21 protein-coding genes and 1 pseudogene are annotated in these 21,794 nt (G+C 59.2%); 9 read left to right on the top strand and 13 right to left on the bottom strand.

Annotated features, from left to right (window positions below; all coding sequences use genetic code 11):
• Window positions 1–149 precede the first annotated feature (149 nt).
• The 3 genes and pseudogenes from ACOQOT_RS13500 to ACOQOT_RS13510 all read left to right on the top strand — a co-directional run.
• A complete protein-coding gene (locus ACOQOT_RS13500) occupies window positions 150–962 on the top strand; it encodes an enoyl-CoA hydratase-related protein (RefSeq protein ID WP_293217699.1) in 813 nt (270 codons plus the stop codon).
• A gap of 39 nt (window positions 963–1,001) precedes the next feature.
• Complete coding sequence (locus ACOQOT_RS13505; protein ID WP_045448710.1) at window positions 1,002–2,090, top strand: LLM class flavin-dependent oxidoreductase; 1,089 nt, start codon at window positions 1,002–1,004, stop codon at window positions 2,088–2,090.
• Between the two features lie 49 nt (window positions 2,091–2,139).
• Window positions 2,140–2,342: pseudogene (locus ACOQOT_RS13510) on the top strand (IS3 family transposase); the annotation flags it as partial.
• A 241-nt stretch (window positions 2,343–2,583) separates the two neighbouring features.
• Here ACOQOT_RS13510 and ACOQOT_RS13515 read toward each other — a convergent pair.
• The 6 genes from ACOQOT_RS13515 to ACOQOT_RS13540 all read right to left on the bottom strand — a co-directional run bounded on the left by ACOQOT_RS13515 (window position 2,584) and on the right by ACOQOT_RS13540 (window position 8,750).
• Complete coding sequence (locus ACOQOT_RS13515; RefSeq protein WP_045448706.1) at window positions 2,584–2,910, bottom strand: 2Fe-2S iron-sulfur cluster-binding protein; 327 nt, start codon at window positions 2,908–2,910, stop codon at window positions 2,584–2,586.
• Window positions 2,911–2,996: 86 nt separating this feature from the next.
• A complete protein-coding gene (locus ACOQOT_RS13520; RefSeq protein ID WP_293217708.1) occupies window positions 2,997–4,250 on the bottom strand; it encodes a cytochrome P450 in 1,254 nt (417 codons plus the stop codon).
• 161 nt (window positions 4,251–4,411) lie between these two features.
• A complete protein-coding gene (locus ACOQOT_RS13525) occupies window positions 4,412–6,046 on the bottom strand; it encodes a flavin-containing monooxygenase (RefSeq protein ID WP_420559739.1) in 1,635 nt (544 codons plus the stop codon).
• Between the two features lie 125 nt (window positions 6,047–6,171).
• Window positions 6,172–6,618, bottom strand: a complete 447-nt coding sequence (locus ACOQOT_RS13530; protein ID WP_167090833.1) for a PaaI family thioesterase — start codon at window positions 6,616–6,618, stop codon at window positions 6,172–6,174.
• A 52-nt stretch (window positions 6,619–6,670) separates the two neighbouring features.
• Complete coding sequence (locus tag ACOQOT_RS13535) at window positions 6,671–7,804, bottom strand: NAD(P)H-dependent flavin oxidoreductase (RefSeq protein WP_420559740.1); 1,134 nt, start codon at window positions 7,802–7,804, stop codon at window positions 6,671–6,673.
• A gap of 115 nt (window positions 7,805–7,919) precedes the next feature.
• Entirely contained in the window at window positions 7,920–8,750 is an 831-nt protein-coding gene (locus ACOQOT_RS13540; RefSeq protein WP_420559741.1) for a FadR/GntR family transcriptional regulator, read from the bottom strand.
• Window positions 8,751–8,891: 141 nt separating this feature from the next.
• Here ACOQOT_RS13540 and ACOQOT_RS13545 point away from each other — a divergent pair, with 141 nt between their 5' ends.
• Both ACOQOT_RS13545 and ACOQOT_RS13550 read left to right on the top strand, forming a co-directional pair.
• Window positions 8,892–9,767, top strand: a complete 876-nt coding sequence (locus ACOQOT_RS13545; protein ID WP_420559742.1) for an alpha/beta fold hydrolase — start codon at window positions 8,892–8,894, stop codon at window positions 9,765–9,767.
• 95 nt (window positions 9,768–9,862) lie between these two features.
• The gene (locus tag ACOQOT_RS13550) at window positions 9,863–10,603 is read left to right on the top strand and encodes an enoyl-CoA hydratase/isomerase family protein (RefSeq protein ID WP_293217725.1); all 741 of its coding nucleotides are present in this window, start codon (window positions 9,863–9,865) and stop codon (window positions 10,601–10,603) included.
• A gap of 82 nt (window positions 10,604–10,685) precedes the next feature.
• Here the strand turns inward: ACOQOT_RS13550 and ACOQOT_RS13555 are convergent, their stop codons facing one another.
• Genes ACOQOT_RS13555 through ACOQOT_RS13585 form a run of 7 tightly spaced genes read right to left on the bottom strand, consistent with a single transcriptional unit; the run spans window position 10,686 to window position 16,944 of the window.
• Window positions 10,686–11,951 (bottom strand): cytochrome P450, encoded by a 1,266-nt coding sequence (locus ACOQOT_RS13555; protein ID WP_420559743.1) that lies wholly within the window; start codon window positions 11,949–11,951, stop codon window positions 10,686–10,688.
• The gene (locus ACOQOT_RS13560) at window positions 11,948–12,196 is read right to left on the bottom strand and encodes an LLM class flavin-dependent oxidoreductase (RefSeq protein ID WP_293325497.1); all 249 of its coding nucleotides are present in this window, start codon (window positions 12,194–12,196) and stop codon (window positions 11,948–11,950) included. The genes ACOQOT_RS13555 and ACOQOT_RS13560 overlap by 4 nt, the downstream gene beginning before the upstream one ends.
• Window positions 12,197–12,224: 28 nt before the next feature.
• Window positions 12,225–13,376: an aromatic ring-hydroxylating oxygenase subunit alpha gene (locus ACOQOT_RS13565; protein ID WP_293325494.1), complete on the bottom strand. Its 1,152-nt coding sequence runs from the start codon at window positions 13,374–13,376 to the stop codon at window positions 12,225–12,227.
• Between the two features lie 37 nt (window positions 13,377–13,413).
• Complete coding sequence (locus ACOQOT_RS13570) at window positions 13,414–14,202, bottom strand: enoyl-CoA hydratase/isomerase family protein (protein ID WP_348326485.1); 789 nt, start codon at window positions 14,200–14,202, stop codon at window positions 13,414–13,416.
• Window positions 14,203–14,212: 10 nt separating this feature from the next.
• Complete coding sequence (locus ACOQOT_RS13575; RefSeq protein WP_420559744.1) at window positions 14,213–15,370, bottom strand: acyl-CoA dehydrogenase family protein; 1,158 nt, start codon at window positions 15,368–15,370, stop codon at window positions 14,213–14,215.
• Window positions 15,371–15,378: 8 nt separating this feature from the next.
• Window positions 15,379–16,170 carry an enoyl-CoA hydratase-related protein gene (locus tag ACOQOT_RS13580; protein WP_012110682.1) on the bottom strand — a complete coding sequence of 264 codons (792 nt, stop codon included), beginning with the start codon at window positions 16,168–16,170 and terminating at the stop codon, window positions 15,379–15,381.
• A gap of 12 nt (window positions 16,171–16,182) precedes the next feature.
• Window positions 16,183–16,944 (bottom strand): SDR family NAD(P)-dependent oxidoreductase, encoded by a 762-nt coding sequence (locus tag ACOQOT_RS13585; RefSeq protein ID WP_339834733.1) that lies wholly within the window; start codon window positions 16,942–16,944, stop codon window positions 16,183–16,185.
• A gap of 169 nt (window positions 16,945–17,113) precedes the next feature.
• Here ACOQOT_RS13585 and ACOQOT_RS13590 point away from each other — a divergent pair, with 169 nt between their 5' ends.
• The 4 genes from ACOQOT_RS13590 (at window position 17,114) to ACOQOT_RS13605 (ending at window position 21,791) form a co-directional block, all read left to right on the top strand.
• Window positions 17,114–17,749 carry a TetR/AcrR family transcriptional regulator gene (locus ACOQOT_RS13590; RefSeq protein WP_339614440.1) on the top strand — a complete coding sequence of 212 codons (636 nt, stop codon included), beginning with the start codon at window positions 17,114–17,116 and terminating at the stop codon, window positions 17,747–17,749.
• A 170-nt stretch (window positions 17,750–17,919) separates the two neighbouring features.
• Window positions 17,920–18,642 (top strand): SDR family oxidoreductase, encoded by a 723-nt coding sequence (locus tag ACOQOT_RS13595; RefSeq protein WP_420561954.1) that lies wholly within the window; start codon window positions 17,920–17,922, stop codon window positions 18,640–18,642.
• Between the two features lie 33 nt (window positions 18,643–18,675).
• A complete protein-coding gene (aliA, locus tag ACOQOT_RS13600; protein WP_293217755.1) occupies window positions 18,676–20,316 on the top strand; it encodes a cyclohexanecarboxylate-CoA ligase in 1,641 nt (546 codons plus the stop codon).
• Between the two features lie 209 nt (window positions 20,317–20,525).
• Window positions 20,526–21,791: a cytochrome P450 gene (locus ACOQOT_RS13605; protein ID WP_420559745.1), complete on the top strand. Its 1,266-nt coding sequence runs from the start codon at window positions 20,526–20,528 to the stop codon at window positions 21,789–21,791.
• Window positions 21,792–21,794: the final 3 nt, after the last annotated feature.

Genomic DNA, 21,794 nt, shown 5'->3' on the forward strand with positions numbered 1-21,794 from the left:
TCCCAGCGTCGCATTTGGTTTCAAGGTCGCGACTCTTTTAATTTGACAATTTCTGATCATAAATCTTCGCTGGCGGCACAACCCGAGTCCAGATAAATTACATTCATGCAATCAAAAACACATATCTGTTATTCAAGGGAGACGCGAACATGACGATGGAACCGGCCCTGCTCGAAAAAAGGGGTCATATCGCGCTGATCACGCTCAACCGCCCGGAAGCACGTAACTCGTTCAGTCCGGAAATGTTGGTCCGGCTTGCCGGTCATTGGAAAGAAGTGCGCGATGACGCGAATATCCGCGTCGCCATCGTCACCGGCGCCGGAGACAAGGCGTTTTGTTCAGGCGCGGATCTCGGGCAGCTCATCCCGCTCATAAGTGGCGCACGCAAACCGCAAAACGAATGGGACCAGAAAATTCTGGATGATCCGAATATCCTGGCCAACGGCTTGTTGCGCACATTCGATGTGACAAAGCCGGTCATCGCCGCGATCAACGGCTTTGCCGTCGCAGGCGGGATGGAGCTGGCACAAGGAACCGACATGCGTATCGCCGCGGATACGGCAAAGCTCGGCGTGCAGGAGGTCAAATGGGCGATTTTTCCGGGCGGCGGCTCAACGGTGCGTCTTCCGCGCCAGATACCTTATGCAAGGGCGATGGAACTGCTGCTCACCGGCGACCTGATCAGCGCGCAGGAGGCCTACGATCTGGGATTCCTGAATCGTGTCGTCCCCCAGAAGCAGGTGCTCGACGCAGCATTCGAACTCGCGGAGAAGATCGCCGCGAATGGGCCGATCGCCGTTCAGGCGATTCGCAAATCCGCCCGCGAATGTCTGGGACGCCCCGAGAGCGAGGCGATGGGTATGGAGTCGCGCTTCGCAGCCCCCGTGTTCAAGACCGAGGATGCCCGCGAGGGGCCCAAGGCATTCATGGAGAAGCGCAAGCCAAACTATAAGGGCCGTTGAAGCAAGAAACCGAAATCATTACCACGGGGAGACGTTCCGATGCAGTTCGGCATTCAGATGGTTTTTCAGAATTTCGACAGAGCCAACTCTGGTGTAACCGACGGCCAGGTCTATGACGAGGAGATCCGTCTCGGGCTTTTGGCGGAAGAACTCGGCTTTGACGCATTGTGGCCCGTCGAGCATCATTTCGAGGACTATTCGTTTTGTCCCGACAACACCCAGTTCCTGAGTTACATGGCGGCGCGCACCAAACGCATCAAGTTGGGCACCGGCGCTGTCATCCTTCCCTGGAATGTGCCCGTTCGGATCGCGGAAAAGGTCGTCCTGCTGGATCACCTTTGCCAAGGCCGAACGCTCTTCGGGATGGGGCGCGGTCTGGCGCGCAAGGAATATGACGGCATGGGCGTGAACATGGACGAAGCCCGCCAACGCTTCGATGAAGCAAGCCCGATGATTATAGACGCTCTCGAGACCGGCTTCATCGAAGGAAGCGGCCCCTTCTATCCGCAGAAGCGGATAGAAATCCGTCCCAATCCGCGCGGCTCCTTCAAGGGGCGCATCTATCAGGTCGCCATGTCGCCGGAATCCGTTCTTCAGTGCGCGAAGGCTGGCGCGCGGATGGTGATCTTTGCTCAAAAGCCGTGGGAAGCTCAGGCCGAGGCCGTCAAGGAATACAAGGCTGCGTACAAGGCGCAGCATGGCGAAGACGCACCGCCGATCATGATATGCGACTTCACCTATTGCGACACCGATCCTGCTCGCGCGAAGGAGTTGGGACAGAAATATGTGACCAACTATCTGCTTTCGGTACTCGATCACTATGAACTGGCCGGCGAGCATTTTAAGAACGCCAAGGGCTACGAGTCCTACGCCCAGGCCGTCGACGCCATTCGCGCGCTCGGCAAGGATGGAATGGCCAAGACCTACCTCGATGTCACGGCCTGGGGGACGCCCAAGGAAATCGTCGAGAAGTTCGAATATCGCAAATCGCTTCTGGGCGAATTCGACATCAATCCCTGCTTCCTTTTCGGTGGCATGAGCTACGAGGAAGCAGCCGAAAGCATGCGTTCGTTTGCCAGACACGTCATACCGGCCCTGAGAAAGAGCAGCAAACGCAAGGTGGCTTGACGCGTCCGCTTCTGGAAGCCTCGTGGCGGTCTGATCTGAAAACCAGGCGACGACCCGGCTTGTCGTCGATGCCTTGGTAACGGCGATCTGGCGGCGTGGAAAGCCGGATGCGCCGATGCATCTCTCCGATCACAGGGATGCATGCTCGATGAGCCGGTCTGGAAATTGCCGGGACAGTGCAGCGATGGCGAGCGCCTCTCCTCGCTCAAGATCGAACGCATGGCCCGCAAGATCGAACCCTCACGAAATAAACGAACTTCGCAGGCCGGAAAAGATGACGACAGCGCTGTTATGCTGACACCCGGGAAGAGCGGCGCCGTCGAAGGCAAATGATTTCGGTTGATTCAGCGTCCCAACGCTGCCGACTTTCGGGATCAGCACGAAGACGAGGTTTGGGTCGGAGGAGATCTATCTCGACCCAAGGGGCAGTCGACGCCCGTCTTTCAAGGGGAGGATCGGGGGAGGAACCTCGAAATCCGCACGCCGACTGCGACTAGTGCTGACCGTCGGGTATTCTCAACATGAGACCGTCGAGATCGTCGGTCATTGTGATCTGGCAAGCAAGGCGGCTGTTTTCCGTCGAACCTTCGGCAAATTGTAGCAAGTTGGCTTCCATGCCGCCCGGCTCGGCCATGCCGGCCCGGGACATCCACGCGGCATCGACATGCACATGGCAGGTCGCGCAGGCGCATTCGCCCCCGCAATCGCCGTCGATGCCCGGCACACCGTTGTTGACCGCGGCGTCCCTCGCAGTCGTGCCACTCTTGACCGCGATAGGATATTCAGCGCCGTCCGGCTCGATGAAAATGACTGTGGGCATATTTTTCTCTTTTCGATCATGCTGGATGAAACGGCGAGTGGAGCGTTCGTTTTCGCGATGAATCGGGGGCGCCGCTCCGTCGCGAACTAATGCCCGCGCAGCTTCACCGGCAGACGGGTGAACCCGCGGATGAAGTTGGACAGCGTTCTCTCGGGCGCGCCGACGACCTCCACCTTGCTGAAACGCTTCAGGATTTCTTCCCAGATGATGCGCAACTGCAACTCCGCCACGCGGTTCCCCATGCAGCGATGGACGCCGAAACCGAAGGAAAGATGGTGACGGGAATTCGGGCGGTCGATAATGAACTCGTTCGGGCGGTCAATTACCTCGTCGTCCCGGTTTCCCGAGAGGTACCACATAACGACTTTGTCGCCCTTTCTGATCTTCTTGCCACCGATTTCGGCGTCCATGAGTGCCGTCCGACGCATATGCGTCAGCGGCGTCTGCCAGCGGATGATCTCGGGGATCATTTTCGGGATGAGGCCTGGATCGGCCATGAGCTTGCGGTATTCGGCCGGGTTCTGATTAAGGGCGAGCACCCCGCCGCTGATGGAATTGCGCGTGGTGTCGTTACCGCCGACGATCAGGAGAATCAGGTTGCCCAGAAATTCGAGATACGGCATGTCCCGCGTCGCGGGCGAATGCACCATCATCGAGATCAGATCGGGCTTCGGCGGCTCGTTGGCCCGCTTGTCCCAAAGGCCCTTGAAGTATTGCGCACATTCGAGGAGCTCCTCGCGGCGCTGCTCAAACGAAGAAACCACGCCCGTCTCCGGCGTCGCGGTCGCAACATCCGACCAGCGAGTGAGCTTGCGCCGCTCCTCCCAGGGGAAGTCGAACAGTGTCGCCAGCGTCATCGTCGTAAGCTCGATGGAAACCCGGTCAACCCAGTCGATCTCCTCGCCGACGGGAAGCGAATCGAGAATAAGCCCCGCGCGCTCGCGGATGATGGGCTCCAGCAGAACAAGGTTGGACGGGGCGACAGCCGGACTGACTGCCTTGCGCTGAGCGTCATGCTTGGGCGGATCCATCGCAATGAACATCTCAAGTTCAAGCGACGCTTCGCCGCTTTGCATGTCCTGCAGGGTGATACCACCAAGTTTAGCCTCCGAGGAGAACGTCTGGTGGTTCACTTCGACCTGCATGATGTCGTTGAATTTCGTTACCGACCAGTAAGGGCCATAGGCGCTCTCGGGGCAATAATGGACGGGGTCTTCCCGCCGCAGCCGTGTGAAGTAGCTCCCGATCGTGTCGCTTTGAAAGAGCTTTGGATCGCTGACATCCATCTGAGAAAGCGGGACCGTCGAAGCCGGATCTCTAGTCAATGTGTCGGTCGTCATCTCTCCGTCCTCCCGATCGACAGCTACGCGGCATCCCCCCGTCATGGCGCATGCAATCTTTCGTACAATTCATTATAATAAATCATATGGACGATTCAGCGTCAAACGCTTTTGTCCCGCAGGCGCCCCCAAAAACCGGCAGCGAGGCTGCCGCAGATACATCAATCCAGGACGAATCCCTCATAATCCTTGGCCGCAGCGGTATTGCACCGGTCCATATACATGGGCACGCCGGGGAAATTCAGAAGCTGCCGCGGTTTCCCGGGAACGTTGGCACCCATGTACCAGGAATCGGCCCGGGGAAAGAGCGTCATGTCGGCGATGGCGTTCAGGAACTGCGTCCATTCTTCCTCCGCCTGAGCGGTCGCCTCGATCCGCCGCTTGTTATTCTCGCGCATATGTTTGAGGCAACCGACGACCCACTCACCCTGCAATTCGGCACATGTCGGGCCGTTGCAGAATCCGGAAGGACTCTGCGGACCGTAAAGAAAAAGCATGTTCGGGAATCCCGACGTCGCGAAACCGAGATAAGTACGCGCGCCTTCGGTCCATCTTTCCTTGAGCGTCACACCGCCCGTCCCGCGTATATCGATCTGTGTCAACCCGCCGGTCACGGCGTCGAATCCCGTCGCCAGAACAAGCATATCGAGTTCAACCAGACCATCCGCCGTGCGCACACCTTCGGGAACTATTTCCGCGATGGGCGTCTCGCGCACATCGATCAGGCTGACGTTGTCCTGATTGAACACTTCGTAATACCACTGCTCCAGCGAAGGCCGCTTGACGCCGAAGGGATGTGGCGGCTCCATCGGCGCGAGTTTGTCGGCCAATGCCGGATCCTTGATCCGGGCGCGGGTCTTGTCGCGCCAGAAATCGTACATGGTACGATTTGCTTCCTCATTCGTCAGGATGTCGGAAAATCCACCAATCCAGTAGTGGAAGCCGCCTTTCTGCCAAAGCCTTTCATAAAGCGCGCAGCGCTCTTCCGGCGGCACTTCCAGCGCGGACCTTTCGTCCCTCAGGATGTCGAATCCGCCAAACGTCTCCCGCCGTACACGGAATATCTCCGGATAATCGGCCTTCATCCGCTGCTGCGTCTCGACATCGAGCTTGCGCTGCTGCATCGGCAGAGCGAGGATCGGCGTGCGCTGGAACACCGTCAGATGTGCCGCATCCTTGCTGGCTTCCTGTACCACCTGAACGCCGCTCGCTCCGGTTCCCACGACGCCAACCCGCTTGCCCGTGAAACTGGCGCCTTCCTGGGGCCACAATCCCGTGTGAGATGATTCTCCCGCGAAGCTTTCAAGACCCTTGTAGTTCGGAATAAAGGGTTTCGACGCAAAACCTGTGCAAAGGATAAAGAACCGGGCGCGCACGACGGCGCCATCGGTCGTGCGGATGACCCATTGATCGCGCGCTTCGTCGAATTCTGCCGCGCTGACGCACGTGCCAAATCTTATGTCACGGCTGAGATCGAGTTTTTTGTCGACGTAGTGGAAGTAGCGGCGCAGCTCGTCCCAAGCCGGAAACCTCTCGGTCCAGTTCCAGTCGCGCCATAATTCCTCGATCGAAAATTCATAAATCGGGACATGAGAATCGACCCGCGCGCCAGGATAGCAGTTCCAGTACCAGATGCCCCCCATGTCGGCACCGGCCTCAAACAGGCGCACTTTGAAACCTTCTTGCCGCAAGCGGTGAAGCTGATAAATACCATTGAATCCCGCTCCGACAATGAGGGCATCGAATATCTCGGCATCGTCATTTTTTTGCGTCTGGCCGGATTGTAGCGAACTCATGGAAACAGCTTCCCTTCATATCCCAGCCACGAAACGGTGGGTGTCGTTCCGGAATTTACCTCATCGAAACCATATTCGGTCGCCGAGCAATCTTCCTCGCAGCGCCGGGAGGGGGGCTGCGTTGCCTAAGCGGGCTTTGGATCGCGAATGAGAACGGTGCCTTGGGCCGCACAACAGGCGCGGCCCTCGTTCGTCACATCTATACGAACCACCGCAGTCGATTTTGTCATCGCGATCAATTCGGCCACTGCTACCACCTTGCCCGACGATACCGGCGCCAGCAGATTGAGCTTGAATTCCGTCGTGGCCGCCCACTGTCCTTTCCGCATATGCGGATAGCAAACGCAGCCGAGAACATGGTCGCACATCGCAGCCAGCACCCCACCATGCATGTTTCCGATCGGCGTCAACAGCCGGTCGGAAACTTCCATCTCGGCAGTGAGCTTGCCCGGCTCGATATGCGTGATGCGGACCCCCAGAAATTCGGGCAACCCTTTCATTGAATTGCTGGCGTTTATGAAGCCCTCTGCGATCTCCTGGTTGAACTCCGGCAGTTTTGCAACAATTGTCATTTCGTTTTCTCCGAACCTTCAATAAATGATCCCCAGGGCGCGCAGCCGAGGCTTACAGATAGGCGTTTGCGCTGCTCAACGAGCTCTCGGCGCTTTTCACGAGATCGGCCATGACTTCTGCAGCCGGCTTTACCTTGTGAATGAGGCCCATGCCCTGCCCTGCGAAACCGGGAGCGATGTCTTTCCGCTTTACCGCCGCCGCCGCCGCCAGAACCGGCATCGCTACCATAGGCTGGAACGGCATGGGCAACGGCTCCAGACCCGCCTCGACAAAAGCCTCGGACCACTTGTTGCGAATGATCCGGGCCGGCTTTCCGGTGACCGTTCGAGAAACAAGTGTGTCACCGTCACCCGACTCGACAATCGCTTCCTTCTGGAAGTCCTCGATGCCCGCCTCGTCGGTCGCGAGAAACGCCGTACCGATCCAGGCACCTTCGGCGCCGAGCATCATTGCAGCCGCGATCCCGCGCCCGTCGGAAATGCCGCCCGCGCCGAGCACGGGAATGCGACCCGCAACCGCATCGACAACCTGCGGGATGAGCGCCATCGTTCCGACGGGCGAGTTATGCCCGCCCCCGTCATGACCTTGCGCAACGATCAGATCGATGCCGGAATTGACCACCTGCAGGGCATGCTTTACGGCGCCGACGACTGCCATCACCTTGGTGCCGTTGGCGTGGAGCCGATCAAGCCAGGGTCCCGGATTGCCGAGACCCGCCGCATAGACAGGAACCCGTTCCTCAACAACGACTTCCATTTGCGCTTCGAAGAATTCTTTCGAAAACAACGACGCGCTCGATTTGGACGACCGGTGAGCTTCCTCGGATTCCCGCGCCCTGGATTTCAGCGGCGGTATGTTTTCCTTCTTCAGAAAATCTTGCGCGAATTTTTGGTACTCAGGCAGCAGATCCATCGGAGACGGACCCGCCTTGCCTTTGTAGGCTTCCCTGCGCACTGAGGCTGGCAGCAGGGTGTCTACACCAAATGGTTTGTCCGTCAACGATCGCGTTTCCCGAATCCATTCCCGCAGCTGATCGGGAGAACAAGCAGCCGCGCCAAGCACACCGAGGCCACCCGCATTCGATACCGCCGCCGCAAGCCGTGGAACGCTCGCGCCGCCCATACCGGCCAGCAAAATCGGGTATTTGATTTCCAGAATATCACATACTCGGCTATGCAGAGTCATAGCTAACCTCCCATGGGCGACTTCATCGGCCGCGTTATTTATGATCATAAATTAGCGACGCCCAAGGACCGACGCAAGTGCCGCAAAAAACGACATCGAAATCGCTAGCACTCGCCTAGCGTTTCCGTCGGGGAACCCGCGGCACGCTCAGGTCGTCCACATCCTGCCAACGCACGATCTTGGACATGATGTCGGGATGACGAGATTCCAGATACTTGTCGGATCGGCTTATGAACCGGGACATTTCGGTGAAGGCGAGGTCCGGATTGCGATCTTCAATCGCCTTGAGAAGCCGTCCGTACGCCTTGATCTGATAATCACGCTCACCTTCCGTGTAAGTTATGCCGACTTCCGACGCATTCGTAATGTTGTGAAGCGAACTGATCAGAAATCCGATCAAGGGATTGCCAGACGCCCATGCAAGCACGTCGTGGAAACGCCTGTTCTCCTCCGCATAGGAGTCGCAAGATACGGACAGCGTCTTCAAAGTGGCTAATGAGGTATTCAGCTTGTCGATATCCTCATCGGACGCACGCTCCGCCGCAAGCGCCGCCATGGTCGGGCCGACCGCTTGCCTCACTTCAATCAGCGAACGGAATGTGGTGCCGAGAAACTGCAGCAGCAACGCCATTGTACTGGCAAAATCTTTCGGTCGAGGCTCCTGAACAACCGGCCCGCCGCCGGGGCCGGGCCGCAGAAAAATGATGCCCTGCAGTTCCAGAAACCTGAGCGCCTCCCGCAAAGTCGCGCGGGCCACGCCATACCGTAAGAGCATCTCCTGTTCCGGTGGCAAGCGATCTCCGACCTCGGCACCTTGCTGCTCAATGTCCTCGACAATCTGCCTCGCAACTGTGAGGGCACGCTTGCCGGACCCTTTCGGAAATCGGCCAACTCGCGAAACGGACACGCTCGCTTTCATTCGGATACCTGCATTCTTCGTTTTCAAGACCAATCGCCCCCCCATCAGGGAACGGTTGGGCGAACCCGACTACAATACCATCGTCCGTGTTTGCAACATCCCATCAATTTATCATAATGAATTCCGGCTCTTAATACACATACGAAGAACATTGGAAAAAGGCGTTTGATGTCAGAAAACCGGACCTTGTTCACCCTTGTCCAAAATCTCAAAATTGCGGCGGACGCATTCGGCCCCGACCATGGGCGTCCGGTCATGCTCGCCCATGGCGGCGGACAGACACGCCATGCTTGGCAAGCCTGCGGTAAAAGGTTGGGACAAAACGGATACTACACCCTCGCCGTCGATTTGCGCGGGCACGGCGAAAGCGACTGGTCTCCGGACGGAGACTACAGAATGGAGCGTTTCGCGGAGGATCTCCTCGACATCGCGGACGGCTTCTCCGTGCCTCCGGTCCTGGTTGGCGCATCTCTGGGCGGCATCGCGGGCATGATCGCGCAGGGAGAATACGCAAAGGCCGGACGGCGCGGATTTGCGGCGCTGGTCCTCGTCGACATCACCCCTCAGATGGACATGGAGGGTGTTCAAAAAATCCTCGGATTCATGTCATCGAATGTGGAAGAGGGCTTCGCCTCGCTTGAGGAAGCAGCCGATACGATCTCGCGCTACATGCCCAGCCGGACTCGTCCCAAAAATCTGAGCGGACTGGCGAAGAACCTTCGCCTCAGGGAAAATGGTCGCTACTACTGGCATTGGGATCCGCGTTTCGTCACCGGCGCGCAAAAGCCGCAAGGCAGCCGCGAACCCGAACGCCTCCAAATGGCGGCACGTTCCCTGAAAATACCGACGCTCCTTGTCCGCGGCCGCGACAGCGACCTCGTGACGGTCGAAGCGGCGCGGCAATTCGCCGAGATCGTTCCTCATTCCGAGTTTATCGATGTCGCAAATGCGGGCCATATGGTAGCGGGCGACAAGAACGACATATTTACAAGCGCCGTTCTGGATTTTCTGACGCGAATGGCACCTGCCGCGAGCGCATCGTAGCCCCAGCCCGGACGTATTCATTCACGCCTGTACGTCTTCGACAGATGAAGACAAGCCAGACAAATTAAGATCGAGAAGAGGAAGGGAGAAAGCCGATGTCGAATCTGGTTCTTCGCAAGGACAGCGGGCGTATTTGTACGCTGACGCTCAACCGTCCGGAAACCTTGAACGCGCTCAATGTCCCGCTGTTCGAGGAATTGCGCAGGCATGTGGATGCGCTTCGTGGACAGGTTCACGAGGTGGCATGCGTCATCATCACGGGCGCGGGCAAGGCTTTTTCAGCCGGCCACGATCTGAAGGACATCCAGAAGGGCGAGCGCCCGCCGGAGCCGCATTTCCAGGCGAAGACCATTCAGGCGCTGGCCGAACTGCCGCAACCGGTCGTCGCCTGCATCCGCGGGCATTGCTATACTGGCGGATTGGAGCTTGCGCTCGCGGCAGACATCATCATCGCCGCGCGCTCCGCCAGGTTCGGCGACACGCATAGCAAGTGGGGACTGAGCCCGCTCTGGGGCATGACGCAAAGACTACCGCGTCGCGTCGGGCTGTCGAAGGCCAAGCAGATGATGTTTACCTCCGATATTTTCGCGGCGGAGGCGGCGGAGCGTATGGGGCTGGTCGACATTTGTGTCGACGATGTCGAACTGGAACAGGCGACAAACGACCTTGCTCAGCGTATCGCCGCCAATTCAACCTACAGCAATCAGGTCAACAAAAGTCTGCTGGGCGCGACCGACGGCATGACCGCCCAGGCGGGGCTGGCCTACGAACTCGCGCATAGCCCCGGTGCCTGCTACGACGCGCGCGAACGGGTCGCCTCATTCGGAAAAAAATGACGGCGGGCCACGCGCCGCGCTGCCTTCGACCTCCTTCGATCTTATGTGGCGGGTGGAAGTTTTCCACCCGCCTCCTCCAGGTTCAGCCCGGGATTCTTACCGGCAAGGCCTCATAGCCCTTGATGAAGTTGGAAAAGACCCGCTTTGGTTCGCCGACCACTTCGATCGGCTTGTCGGGCCAGCGCTTCAGGATTTCTTCCCAGGCAATGCGGAGTTGCATTTCCGCCAAGCGGTTGCCGACGCAGCGATGAATGCCGAAGCCGAAGGAGAGATGCTGACGCGGCCTTGCACGATCGATGATGAAACGGTTCGGCTCGTCGATGGCCTCCTCGTCCCGGTTGCCCGAGACGTACCACATGACAACCCTGTCACCCTTCTTGATCCGCTTGCCGGCCAACTCGGTATCCTGTAGCGCGGTGCGGCGCATGTGGGTGAGCGGCGTCTGCCAGCGGATGATTTCCGGTATCATGGTTTCAACGAGCGCCGGATTTTCGCGCAGCTTCCTGTACTGATCCGGGTTCTCGTGGAACGCGAGCAAGCCGCCGGTGAGCGAATTGCGGGTCGTGTCGTTACCGCCGACGATCAGCAGAATGACATTTCCCAAATACTCCGCCGGACTCATGTTCCTGGTGGACTCACCCTGGGCCAGCATGGTGATGAGATCGCCGCCCGGTTCAGTTGCGTTCACGCGCTGATTCCACAACTCGGTAAAATAGGCGGCGCATTCGAGAAGCTCTGCCTCGCGAGCCGCCTCGCCTTCCGGTGTCTTGAAGGCTTCCTCCGAGGTTGCGACGTCGGACCAGCGGGTGAGTTTCCGGCGCTCTTCCCAAGGGAAGTCGAACAGGGTGGCGAGCATCTGCGTCGTCAGCTCAATCGACACGCGATCGACCCAGTTGAACGTCTCGTTCACCGGAAGCGAATCGAGAATCTTGCCGGCGCGCTCGCGGATCGTGCCTTCGAGTTTGGCCAAATTGGCCGGAGCGACGATCGGGCTCACCACCTTCCGCTGCGCGTCGTGCTTCGGAGGGTCCATTGCGATGAACATCGGAAGCTTCAGACCCGCATTATTGTCGCGAATCGTAATTCCCCCCTGCTCGACGTCGGACGAATAGACGCCATGATTGGTCTCGACATGCATGATGTCCTTGTATTTTGTCACGGACCAGAAAGGTCCATAAGCGCTTTCCGCACAATAATGCACGGGATCCTCGCGACGCAGCCTTTCGAAATACGGCCACATCCGATTGGACCTGAAGAGCTCCGGATCGCTGACATTGAGTTTGTCGAGCGGAATGGCATATGGATCGTCCAAGGACTGGACGCGTTCGGCTACGTTCATGCCGCTCATGATCTTATCCTCGTTTGTGGACGAATATTCACCGGCGCAACCACCATTGAGCCAACCCCGACCCTCTTGGTGCGGCCAGCCATATAGGTGAGGAACTGCGCCACGTTCGGGCACATGGCCGCCCATATGGAATCGAAGCCAAGCGGCTCGGCCATGCCGGCCATCGCAATTTCATGGGCGTAGACCTCCTGGTCGGTATAACCGCCAGCGAGGTTCTGAAAGAACGTGCTCATGCCGACATGCATGGGAATCTCCTTTTTGTTCAATTCCGCTTCACGCGGTGTCGATCCCCAGCGTCTTTTTTATCGACCGGTGGAAGTATGCAAGAGCCGGCTCGTTGGCGCCGAAAGTCACAAAATCTTGTGCACCCGAGTGAAAATCACGCTGGATATTTTCCGCCAGCGGAAAATCTTCCTGCTGCACGGTCGCCATCAGCAAGTCCATGTTCTTGGCCCAGTACTTCCTGGCCTTGTCGGTCACGGCGGGTTCGGGCGTATAGAGAGAGACGTGCATTTTTGATTCATCCACGCTGTCGCCCGGATAAACCCTCCACGTCTCCAGATGATCGCCCTGCATGATGAAGACCGTATTCGGAAAGAGCACGTATACAAGCGCGGAGTGGCGGACCAGATCCCACTCGCTTTCCGGCCTCTGGCGCAACGCGTCGATCGTCTTGCGGGCGCCAATCATGCGCAGATTTCGTGCCATGCCGTCGAACGTGCCGAGGTTCGAGTGCAGGATCGGCGCGATCGTATTCTTGTGAAGTGTGCTCAGATGGTAGGTTTCGAGAAACGTGTCGATCACGAGCTTCCAGTTGAGGCGGGCCCGGAGCACGCGTGTCTCGTAGTGGCTGTAACTCGCAAGGCCGAACGCGACGAGATCGTCCGCCATCCCCGCAAGGTGGCCGTCGATGTCGATCAACCCGCCGGGCGTCGGCATGACCCAGATCATGCCGTATTTCTCCACCACCGGCAGAGGCCGCAAGCCGTTGCTCGTCTTGTCGACGCTCTCGAAGCCCTGCTCGAACGGTATCGACCTCAGCCTGCCGCTCCGGTCGTAGGTCCATGCGTGATAGGGACAACTGAACACGGTCTTGCCGCTGCCGCAGCCCGACGCAACGCGCGCGCCACGGTGGCGGCAGACATTGATGAAGGCATTGACCTGCCCCGCTTCATTCCGCACCACCAGGATCGGAACGCCCGAAAAATCGTCGGTTACATAGTCGCCGGGATTGGGCAATTCGCAGCTCAATCCGATCAGGAGTGGCTCATGCCGGAACAGCATCTCCCGTTCTCGGCCAGCCTGATCCGGACTGGTGTAGTCACTGACATGATGACGATACACGGCATCGCCCATCGCGGTCTCACCCGCGTCGAGATAGCCGAAGATCTTCCGCAACTGCTCGACCTGGGCTTCGTGTTTCATGATCGCACTTCTCCCGAACAGGTCCCTTGATTATCCGTCAGCGGAATAATGGCTCCCGGCGCTCCCGGAACGCCGCCAGACCTTCCGAAACATTTTCGCCCATCAGCGCGTCCACGACTGCGCTCCGTTCCATATCCAGACCTTCCTGAAGCGATCCGTCGAGTCCGTTTCTGCAAAGCTGTTTCATGGCGGCAAGACCGCCCGGATTCTTTTTGGCGAGGTCGGCACAATAGGCTTCCGCCATGCCGGCAAGCGCGCTGTCGTCAGCGATATGATTCACAAGCCCCCAGGCCAGCGCCTCGTCTGCCTTGAGCCAGCGGCCGCTGAACATCAGATCAAGGGCACGCCGCGAACCGACGATGCGCGCGAGACGCTGCGTGCCGCCCCAACCCGGCACGAGCCCGTAGCGGGCATGCTGGCATCCCATCTGCGCCGACTGCCCCGCAAAAACCACGTCACATGCCATCATCAATTCCAGCCCGCCCGCAAGACACAGACCGTTCACCGCGGCGACAATCGGCAGAGGCGAGACCTCAAGACGGCGCAGGACGCGATGACCGCCCGTGATAAACGCTTCCAGCCGACCCCGCTCCCTGCGAGCGTCGAGGACCTCGTCAAGATCGGCACCGGTGCAGAAGTGCTTGCCACGCGCAAGCAACAGAACGGCACGAACCTTCCTGTCTCCCTCGAACATTGCGAGAGCCTCGTCGAGACCGGCCATGACAACCGACGAGAGGCAATTGAACTTGTCAGGCCTGTTGAGCGCCACGATTCCGACGCCGTCTCGCATCTCGGTCTGGACCGGGGCTTCCGGGGCGCTCGTCATATCGCCTCCCTCACGCATAAGGCACGGCCACCCGGCCGACTTTCTCGCGCGAAATGATCATCTTCTGGATTTGCTCGGTGCCGTCGCCGATCTGAAGCCCCATCACGTCGCGCAATCTCTGCTGATGAGGCAGATCAGTGCTGTAACCGCCATGTCCGTGCGTGAGCAGGCAATGGTGGATGACCTGGAAAGCCGTCTTGGGTGCCCACCATTTGCACATCGCGGCTTCGGCGGTATGCGGCAAATCATTGTCGCGGAGCCAAAGCGTCTTGTAGCAAAGCAGACGCGCCGCCTCGAGCAGCGTCTGGGCTTCGGCCAGCGGTTCCGTGACACCCTGATATTTGGCCAGCGGATTGCCGAAGGCAACGCGCTCCGTCACATACTTCCAGGTCTCTTCCAGCGATGCGAAGGCGGGAGCCAGACATTGCAGGCCGATCAGCGCGCGGGAATAATCGAACCCCTGCATGACCTTCCGGAAACCTTCGCCCTCCGGGCCGACCATGTAGCGCGACGACACCTTAACATTGTCGAAGAATACCGAACCGCGGCCGACCGCTTTCGAACCTACATCATCGAAGCTCGAACAGGTGATACCCGGCGCGTCGAGCGGCACCAGAAAAGCCGACACACCGCCAGCGCCCGGATTGCTTTCATCCGTGCGCGCGAGCACAAGAATGTAATCAGCCTGCTCGGCCATCGAGATCGAGGTTTTCTCGCCCGACAGGACGTAGCCGTCGCCATCGGCGCGCGCTTTCGTCTGCAGATGCGCTGCGTCGGAGCCGCCTCGCGGCTCCGTCAGACCGAGCGCGACGATCGCCTCGCCCGAGCAAATCTTCGGAACGATTTCATCGGCGACTTCAGGCCTTGCATGCGCGGCGACGATCGATCCCATCAGCGAAGCCAGGAGCTGGACATAACCGACACTAATGTCGCCGCGTGATATTTCCTCGATAATAATGCCGGTCGTAACGCTATCGAGTCCCGGCGCCCCGAATTTTTCGGGCAAATCGGCGCCGACGAGGCCAAGCTCACCCATATCCCGGACGAGCTGTCGATCGATCGCTCCGGCGGCTTCGCGCACCTTGTAGGCGGGCGCGAGCCGCTCGCGCGCAAATCGTGCGGCGGTATCTCGAATGGCTCCCTGGTCGGACGTAAAGGCAAAGTCCAAGATACCACCTACTTCATATGCTTGCGGAATTCCGGCTTACGCTTTTCATTGAGCGCGTTGACGCCCTCTTTCGACTCCGCCGAGTTGTAGTAGAGGCGGAGCGCCTGCATGCCAAGACCGCCAATGCCGCGAATATTATCGCTGTCGGCGTTGAACGATTTCTTGGCAATCGCAATCGCCGTCGGGCTACGCTCGACAAGCTCGGCGCACCAGGCATCCACTTCCTCATCCAGCTTGTCGTCGGGAACGACCGCATTGGCGAGACCCATCGCCAGCGCCTCGCGCGCCGGATAACGCCGGCACATGTACCAGATTTCGCGCGCCTTCTTCTCCCCGACCACGCGGGCGAGATAGGCGGTGCCGAAGCCGGGATCGACGGAGCCCATCTTGGGACCCACCTGGCCGAAGATTGCGCTCTCGCCCGCAATCGTCATGTCGCACAACGTCGCCAGCACATTGCCGCCGCCGATGGCGTAGCCCCGCACCTTCGCGATCACCGGCTTGGGCACGTCGCGAATGACCGTGTGCAGTTCCTCGACCGGCATGCCGATGGTTCCGCGCGTCTCGCCGTCGCCATAGGAACCGTCATGATCCGATTGATCGCCGCCGGTGCAAAACGCCTTGTTGCCCGCGCCAGTCAGCACGATCGCACCGATCTCCTCGCTCCAGCCCGCCTTCAGAAAAGCGTCGATCAGTTCGACGCAGGTGCGGGGGCGGAACGCGTTATAGACCTTCGGACGATTGATGGTGATGGTCGCAACGCCATTTTTCTCATCATACAGAATGTCTTCGTAGTCCATGAAAATCCCCCGTCAACCGTGCATTGAGAGACCGCCCGAGACGCTGATCGTCTGGCCGGTAATGAAACTTGCATCGTCGCTCAGAAAGAATGCGACCATGCCCGGATAATCGTCCGGTTGCGCCAGGCGGCGCATCGGGATCGCCTTGGTGAGCGCTTCGGTCAGACGTCCGCCGCCCGACGCATCCACGGAGGCGAGCAGCGGCGTGTCCGTCGGCCCCGGACAGATCGTATTGAAGGTGACGCCCTTCCGGGCGAACTCGCGCGCCATCGTCTTCATGAAGGCGATGACGCCGCCCTTGGCCGCGGAATAGACGGCCTCGCCAGACGAACCCACACGGCCCGCATCCGACGAAATGCTGACGACCCGACCGGCACCCTGCTCGGCAAGCCGACGCGCAACGACATGAGTGAGATTGAGCGGCCCGTAAAGATTGATGTCGATCACCTTTTTCCAGAAATCAGGCTCTGTCTGGATAAAAGGCTTCGCCTCGTCCCAACCGGCATTGTTCACCAGTCCATAAACCTGACCGGCCGCCTTTTCGAACGCATCGACTGCCCGCGCCACTGCCGCATAGTCGGTGATGTCGACCTTATAGGCCCAAGCCTCTCCACCCTTCTGGCGAATTTCGGCGGCGGCGGCCTCGGCACCCTTCTCGTTCATGTCGAAAATGGCGACCCTGGCACTCTCTTCGCCAAGCCTGAGCCCAATCGCCTTTCCGATACCGCTTGCGCCGCCGGTAACGATGACCGGCTTCTGATCGAGTCCTCGCATGTTAGTCGCCTCCCTCGCTGCACCGCTTCAGACACATTTTTAACTTTGCCATAGCAATGGCGGCACACTTTTTCTAATACTAGTTCGATTTTCGAGGGAGGTGCAACATGTTTCGAACGTACATTAGATTTACGGTCGGCACCGCCAAACAGGCGGCGAGGGGGCGTTTGTGACGAGCGAGCAAAGCAAATCCGACATCAGCCGCGCGAGAATACTGGACGCCGCCGCCAAGATGTTTCGGCAAAAAGGCTACGCGGCGACGACCCTGATCGAAATCGCGAGAGCCGCCGGCATGCAGGCGGGCAGCCTCTATTACCATTTCGGTTCGAAGGACGAACTCCTCGAGGAAGTTCTCGACATAGGCATGAGGCGGGTTCACGAAGCCGTCGAGGAGAGCCAGGAACGTCTGCCTGCGGATTCATCGCACCGCGACCGAATTCGCGTCGCCGTCGAGGCGCATCTCACCACACTTCTGAAGCATGACGATTACACATCCGCCAATATCCGCATTTTCGGACAGGTCCCCGAAGAGGTGCAACAGCATCACATCAGGCAGCGCGACGCCTATGCCGAACTCTGGCGGCGCATTCTCACCAAGGCGCAGAAATCGGGCGCATTGCGCAGCGACGTCGATCTCGGCCTCGTACGCATGCTGCTGATGGGCGCCCTTAACTGGTCGGTCGAATGGTACCAGCCCGGCAGGACGTCCATTCAGACGATAGCCGACCATATGTGCCTGATGCTGTTCAGCGGAATCGGGATCGAAGAACCCATACGAAGCGGGGAAAACCAAACGGTCGCGTGACCGAAAACATTCGAGGAAGACGCACATGGAAGTCCACAAGACTCACTTCGGATTTTCCGATGAAGAACTGAAAGCACTGCCCACGGTTTATCGCGCCGATCTTTTTTTCGGGGAAAACGGTCGTCGTTTCCGGCGGCGGAAGCGGTTTCGGCAAGGCGATCGCCTGTCTTCTGGCGCGACTGGGCGCGAACGTCGCCATATGCGGGCGCAACGAAGAAAAACTTGCCGCGACGGTTCCTCTTCTGGAAAGCATCGGCGCGCAGGTCTTCAGTCGGCCCCTGACCATACGCGTTTCGGATCAGGTCGACGGTTTTATTGAAGCGGTCTGGGATAAATTCGGCGCACTCGACCTTCTCGTGAACAATGCCGGCGGCCAGTTTCCGCAAATGGCCCTCGACTTCAAGGTCAAGGGATGGAACGCCGTCATCGACACCAATCTCAACGGCACCTGGTACATGATGCAAAGCGCCGCGCGGCAGTGGGTCGATAGAAAGACCCCCGGCTCGATCGTGAACATTATCGCCGACATATGGCGCGGAATGCCAGGCATCGCGCACACATGCGCAGCACGCGCCGGCGTTGCCTACCTGTCAAAATCGGTGGCCGTCGAATGGGCACCGCATCGCATCCGTGTCAACTGCGTCGCACCGGGCGTCTGCGAAACGAGCGGCTTCGTGCAATATCCGCCCGAAGGTCTCAAGACCTATCCTGGCGCAAATCCGATGTTGCGTGTCGGCGATGCCCATGACATCGCTGAGGCTGTCGTCTATCTCGCCTCGCCGGGCGCCAAGTTCATTACCGGCGAGGTATTGACGGTCGATGGCGGCGAGCAGCTCTGGGGTGACCCGTGGCCCCCTGGACGACCGGATTATTTCGAGCCAAAGAACACCTGAAGTTCAAGCCCGCCTGCGAGGGGAGGGTTACCGATGTTCGATCCAGTTCTGACCAGGAAGCGTGTCGAGGCGATGAACGCCGGCGGCTTCTGGCCCGGCAAGACGGCCGCCGGCTACCTCGACGGTTGCATCGCCGAAATGCCGGACAAGACGGCCGTCGTCGACTTCAACTCCATGACGAATGAGGCCACCCGCCTCAGCTACCGCGATTTCGGCAAGATTGTCGAACGTATCGCGGTCGGCCTCGCGGAACTCGGCGTGGAGAAAGGCGATGTTGTTTCCTGCCAATTGCCGAACTGGTGGCAATTCACCGCGCTGCATCTGGCTTGCGTACGGATCGGCGCCGTGACCAATCCATTGATGCCGATTTTTCGCGAGCGCGAATTGTCCTTCATGCTTGGCCTTGCGGAAAGCAAGGTACTCGTCATCCCGCGCGCCTTTCGCAGCTTCGATTACCCTGCCATGGTGGCCAACATCCGGGCCGACCTGCCGCAGCTGAAGTATGTGCTCGTCATCGGCGGCGACGGCGAAACCAGCTTTGAGAAAGTCCTTCTTGATACGCCGTGGGAGCAGCGGCGCGACGCCGGCCGTCTCTTCGCGGCGCGGCGACCCGATCCCGACGACGTAACGCAATTGATGTATACGTCCGGCACGACCGGCGAACCGAAAGGCGTCATGCATACGTCGAATACGCTGCTCTCCAATATCCTCATCTGCGCCGAGCGCCTCGGGCTCGGCGCGGACGACGTGATGTTCATGGCGTCGCCGATGGCACACCAGACAGGCTTCATGTACGGGCTGTTGATGCCCGTTCTGGCCGGAGCGACCGCCATTCTGCAGGATGTATGGGAACCGAAGCGCGCCTCCGCGTCGATCTCCCGCGAAGGAATCACCTTCACCATGGCGTCCACGCCGTTCCTGTCCGATCTGACCGAAACGGTGGCGGCGGACGGGGGCGACGTATCCCGTTTGCGCATCTTCCTGGTGGCAGGCGCACCCATCCCCCGCGCGCTAGTCGAGCGGGCGCGGCAAATCCTCGGAACAAATATCGTGTCGGCCTGGGGCATGACCGAGAACGGCCTGGTGACAACGACATGCCTCGACGATCCGGAGGACAAGGCGATCAATACTGACGGACGCGCGCTGCCAGGCATGGAAGTCCGGGTGGTCGACAGCGGGAACAGCCCCCTGCCCGCCGGCGAGGAGGGCATGCTCAAGGCTCGCGCCTGTTCGACTTTTGTTGGCTATCTCAAAAGACCGGAGTGGTACAATCACGACGCGGAAGGCTGGTTCGATACAGGCGACCTCGCGCGGGTCGACGGCCAAGGCTATATCCGGCTGACCGGACGCTCCAAGGACATCATCATCCGCGGCGGCGAGAATATCCCCGTGGTCGAGATCGAAGGCCTTCTCTTCCGTCATCCCGACATTCAGGATGTAGCGATTATCGGCGTACCGGATGAACGGCTGGGCGAACGGGCATGTGCATTCATCGTGCCGAAGCCCGGCCGCGAGGTTGGCTTGCGCGAGGTGGTCGCCTTCCTCGAAGAGCACAGGGTCGCGCGGCAATACCTGCCGGAACGGGCGGAAATCGTCGGCGAACTGCCTCGAACACCGAGCGGCAAGGTGCAGAAGTTCAAGTTGCGCGAGATCGCCGTCGCCCTGTCGGCATGACATTCCGCAGGCAGCCGGTGGCGGAAGGCCGGCAACAGGCGTGTGACGGACTGTTCGGAAAGTTGGCGACACCGCGTCGCCGCCCAATGAATGCAACCTGACAATCCACGGGAATATGCTTATAATGATTTAATGGGAGAGAGTCGGCTAACCGGCACCCCCTATGTCACGCATTCGCAGGCTTCTGGAAACGCAATGGAGACGCCGTCATGAATGAATCCCTGGGTGCCGATCGAGACAAGCCGATTGCGGACGCCTACGCGATCCCGCTTGAGAAGATCGATGTCAGCAATCCGGAGCTCTTCAGGGCGAATGCGATCTGGCCGTATTTCGAGCGGTTGCGCCGCGAAGATCCGGTCCATTACTGCAAGGAAAGCGAATACGGCTCGTTCTGGTCGGTGACAAAATACAAAGACATCATGCATGTCGACACCAACCACGGCATCTATTCGTCTGAAGCGACCCTGGGCGGCGTCGCCCTCCGCAATCAGGAAGAAGGTTTCTTCCTGCCCATGTTCATCATGATGGACCCGCCGAAGCACGACGCGCAGCGCAAGGTTGTGAGCCCGATCGTCGCACCCGGCAATCTGGCGAAACTCGAAAGCACGATCCGCGAGCGCGCCGGCAAAATTCTCGATTCCCTGCCCATCAATGAAACCTTTGACTGGGTGGATCGCGTGTCGATCGAACTGACAACGCAGATGCTCGCCACTCTTTTCGATTTCCCCTGGGAAGAACGCCGGAAGCTCACCCGCTGGTCGGATGTCGCCACCGCAGGCACCGCCTTCGGCGATGAGGAGGCAGAGAAGGCTCGCAGGAATGAATTGCGCGATTGCGCCGCCTACTTCACCGAGTTGTGGAATCAGCGTGTCAACGCGACCGAGCCGGGAAACGATCTCATCACCATGCTGGCTCAGGGCGAAGCGACGAAAAACATGGGGCCAATGGAGTATCTGGGAAATATTCTCCTCCTGATCGTCGGCGGCAACGACACGACCCGCAACTCGATCACCGGTGGCCTTCTGGCCCTGAACGAGAACCCGGTTCAATACAAGAAGCTGCGGGACAACCCATCGCTCGTCGAATCCATGGTCCCCGAAATCATCCGTTGGCAGACACCCTTGTCGCATATGCGCCGCACCGCGCTTCAGGATACGGAGCTTGGCGGCAAGCAGATCAAGAAAGGCGACAAAGTCGTCATGTGGTACGTCTCGGGCAACCGGGACGAGGAGGCAATCGAAAACGCCAACAGCTTCATCATTGACCGCAAGCATCCACGACAGCATCTATCCTTCGGCTTCGGTATCCATCGCTGCGTCGGCAACCGGCTGGCGGAAATGCAGCTCCGCGTCGTCTGGGAAGAAATCCTGAAACGCTGGCCCGACAAGCCGATCGAAGTGGTCGGCGAACCGACGCGGGTTTTTTCAAATCTGATCAAGGGTTACTCGAGCATGCCGGTCAGAATTCCAGGCTGATGC

It is taken from the genome of Tepidicaulis sp., assembly GCF_965222285.1.
GTDB lineage: Bacteria > Pseudomonadota > Alphaproteobacteria > Parvibaculales > Parvibaculaceae > Tepidicaulis.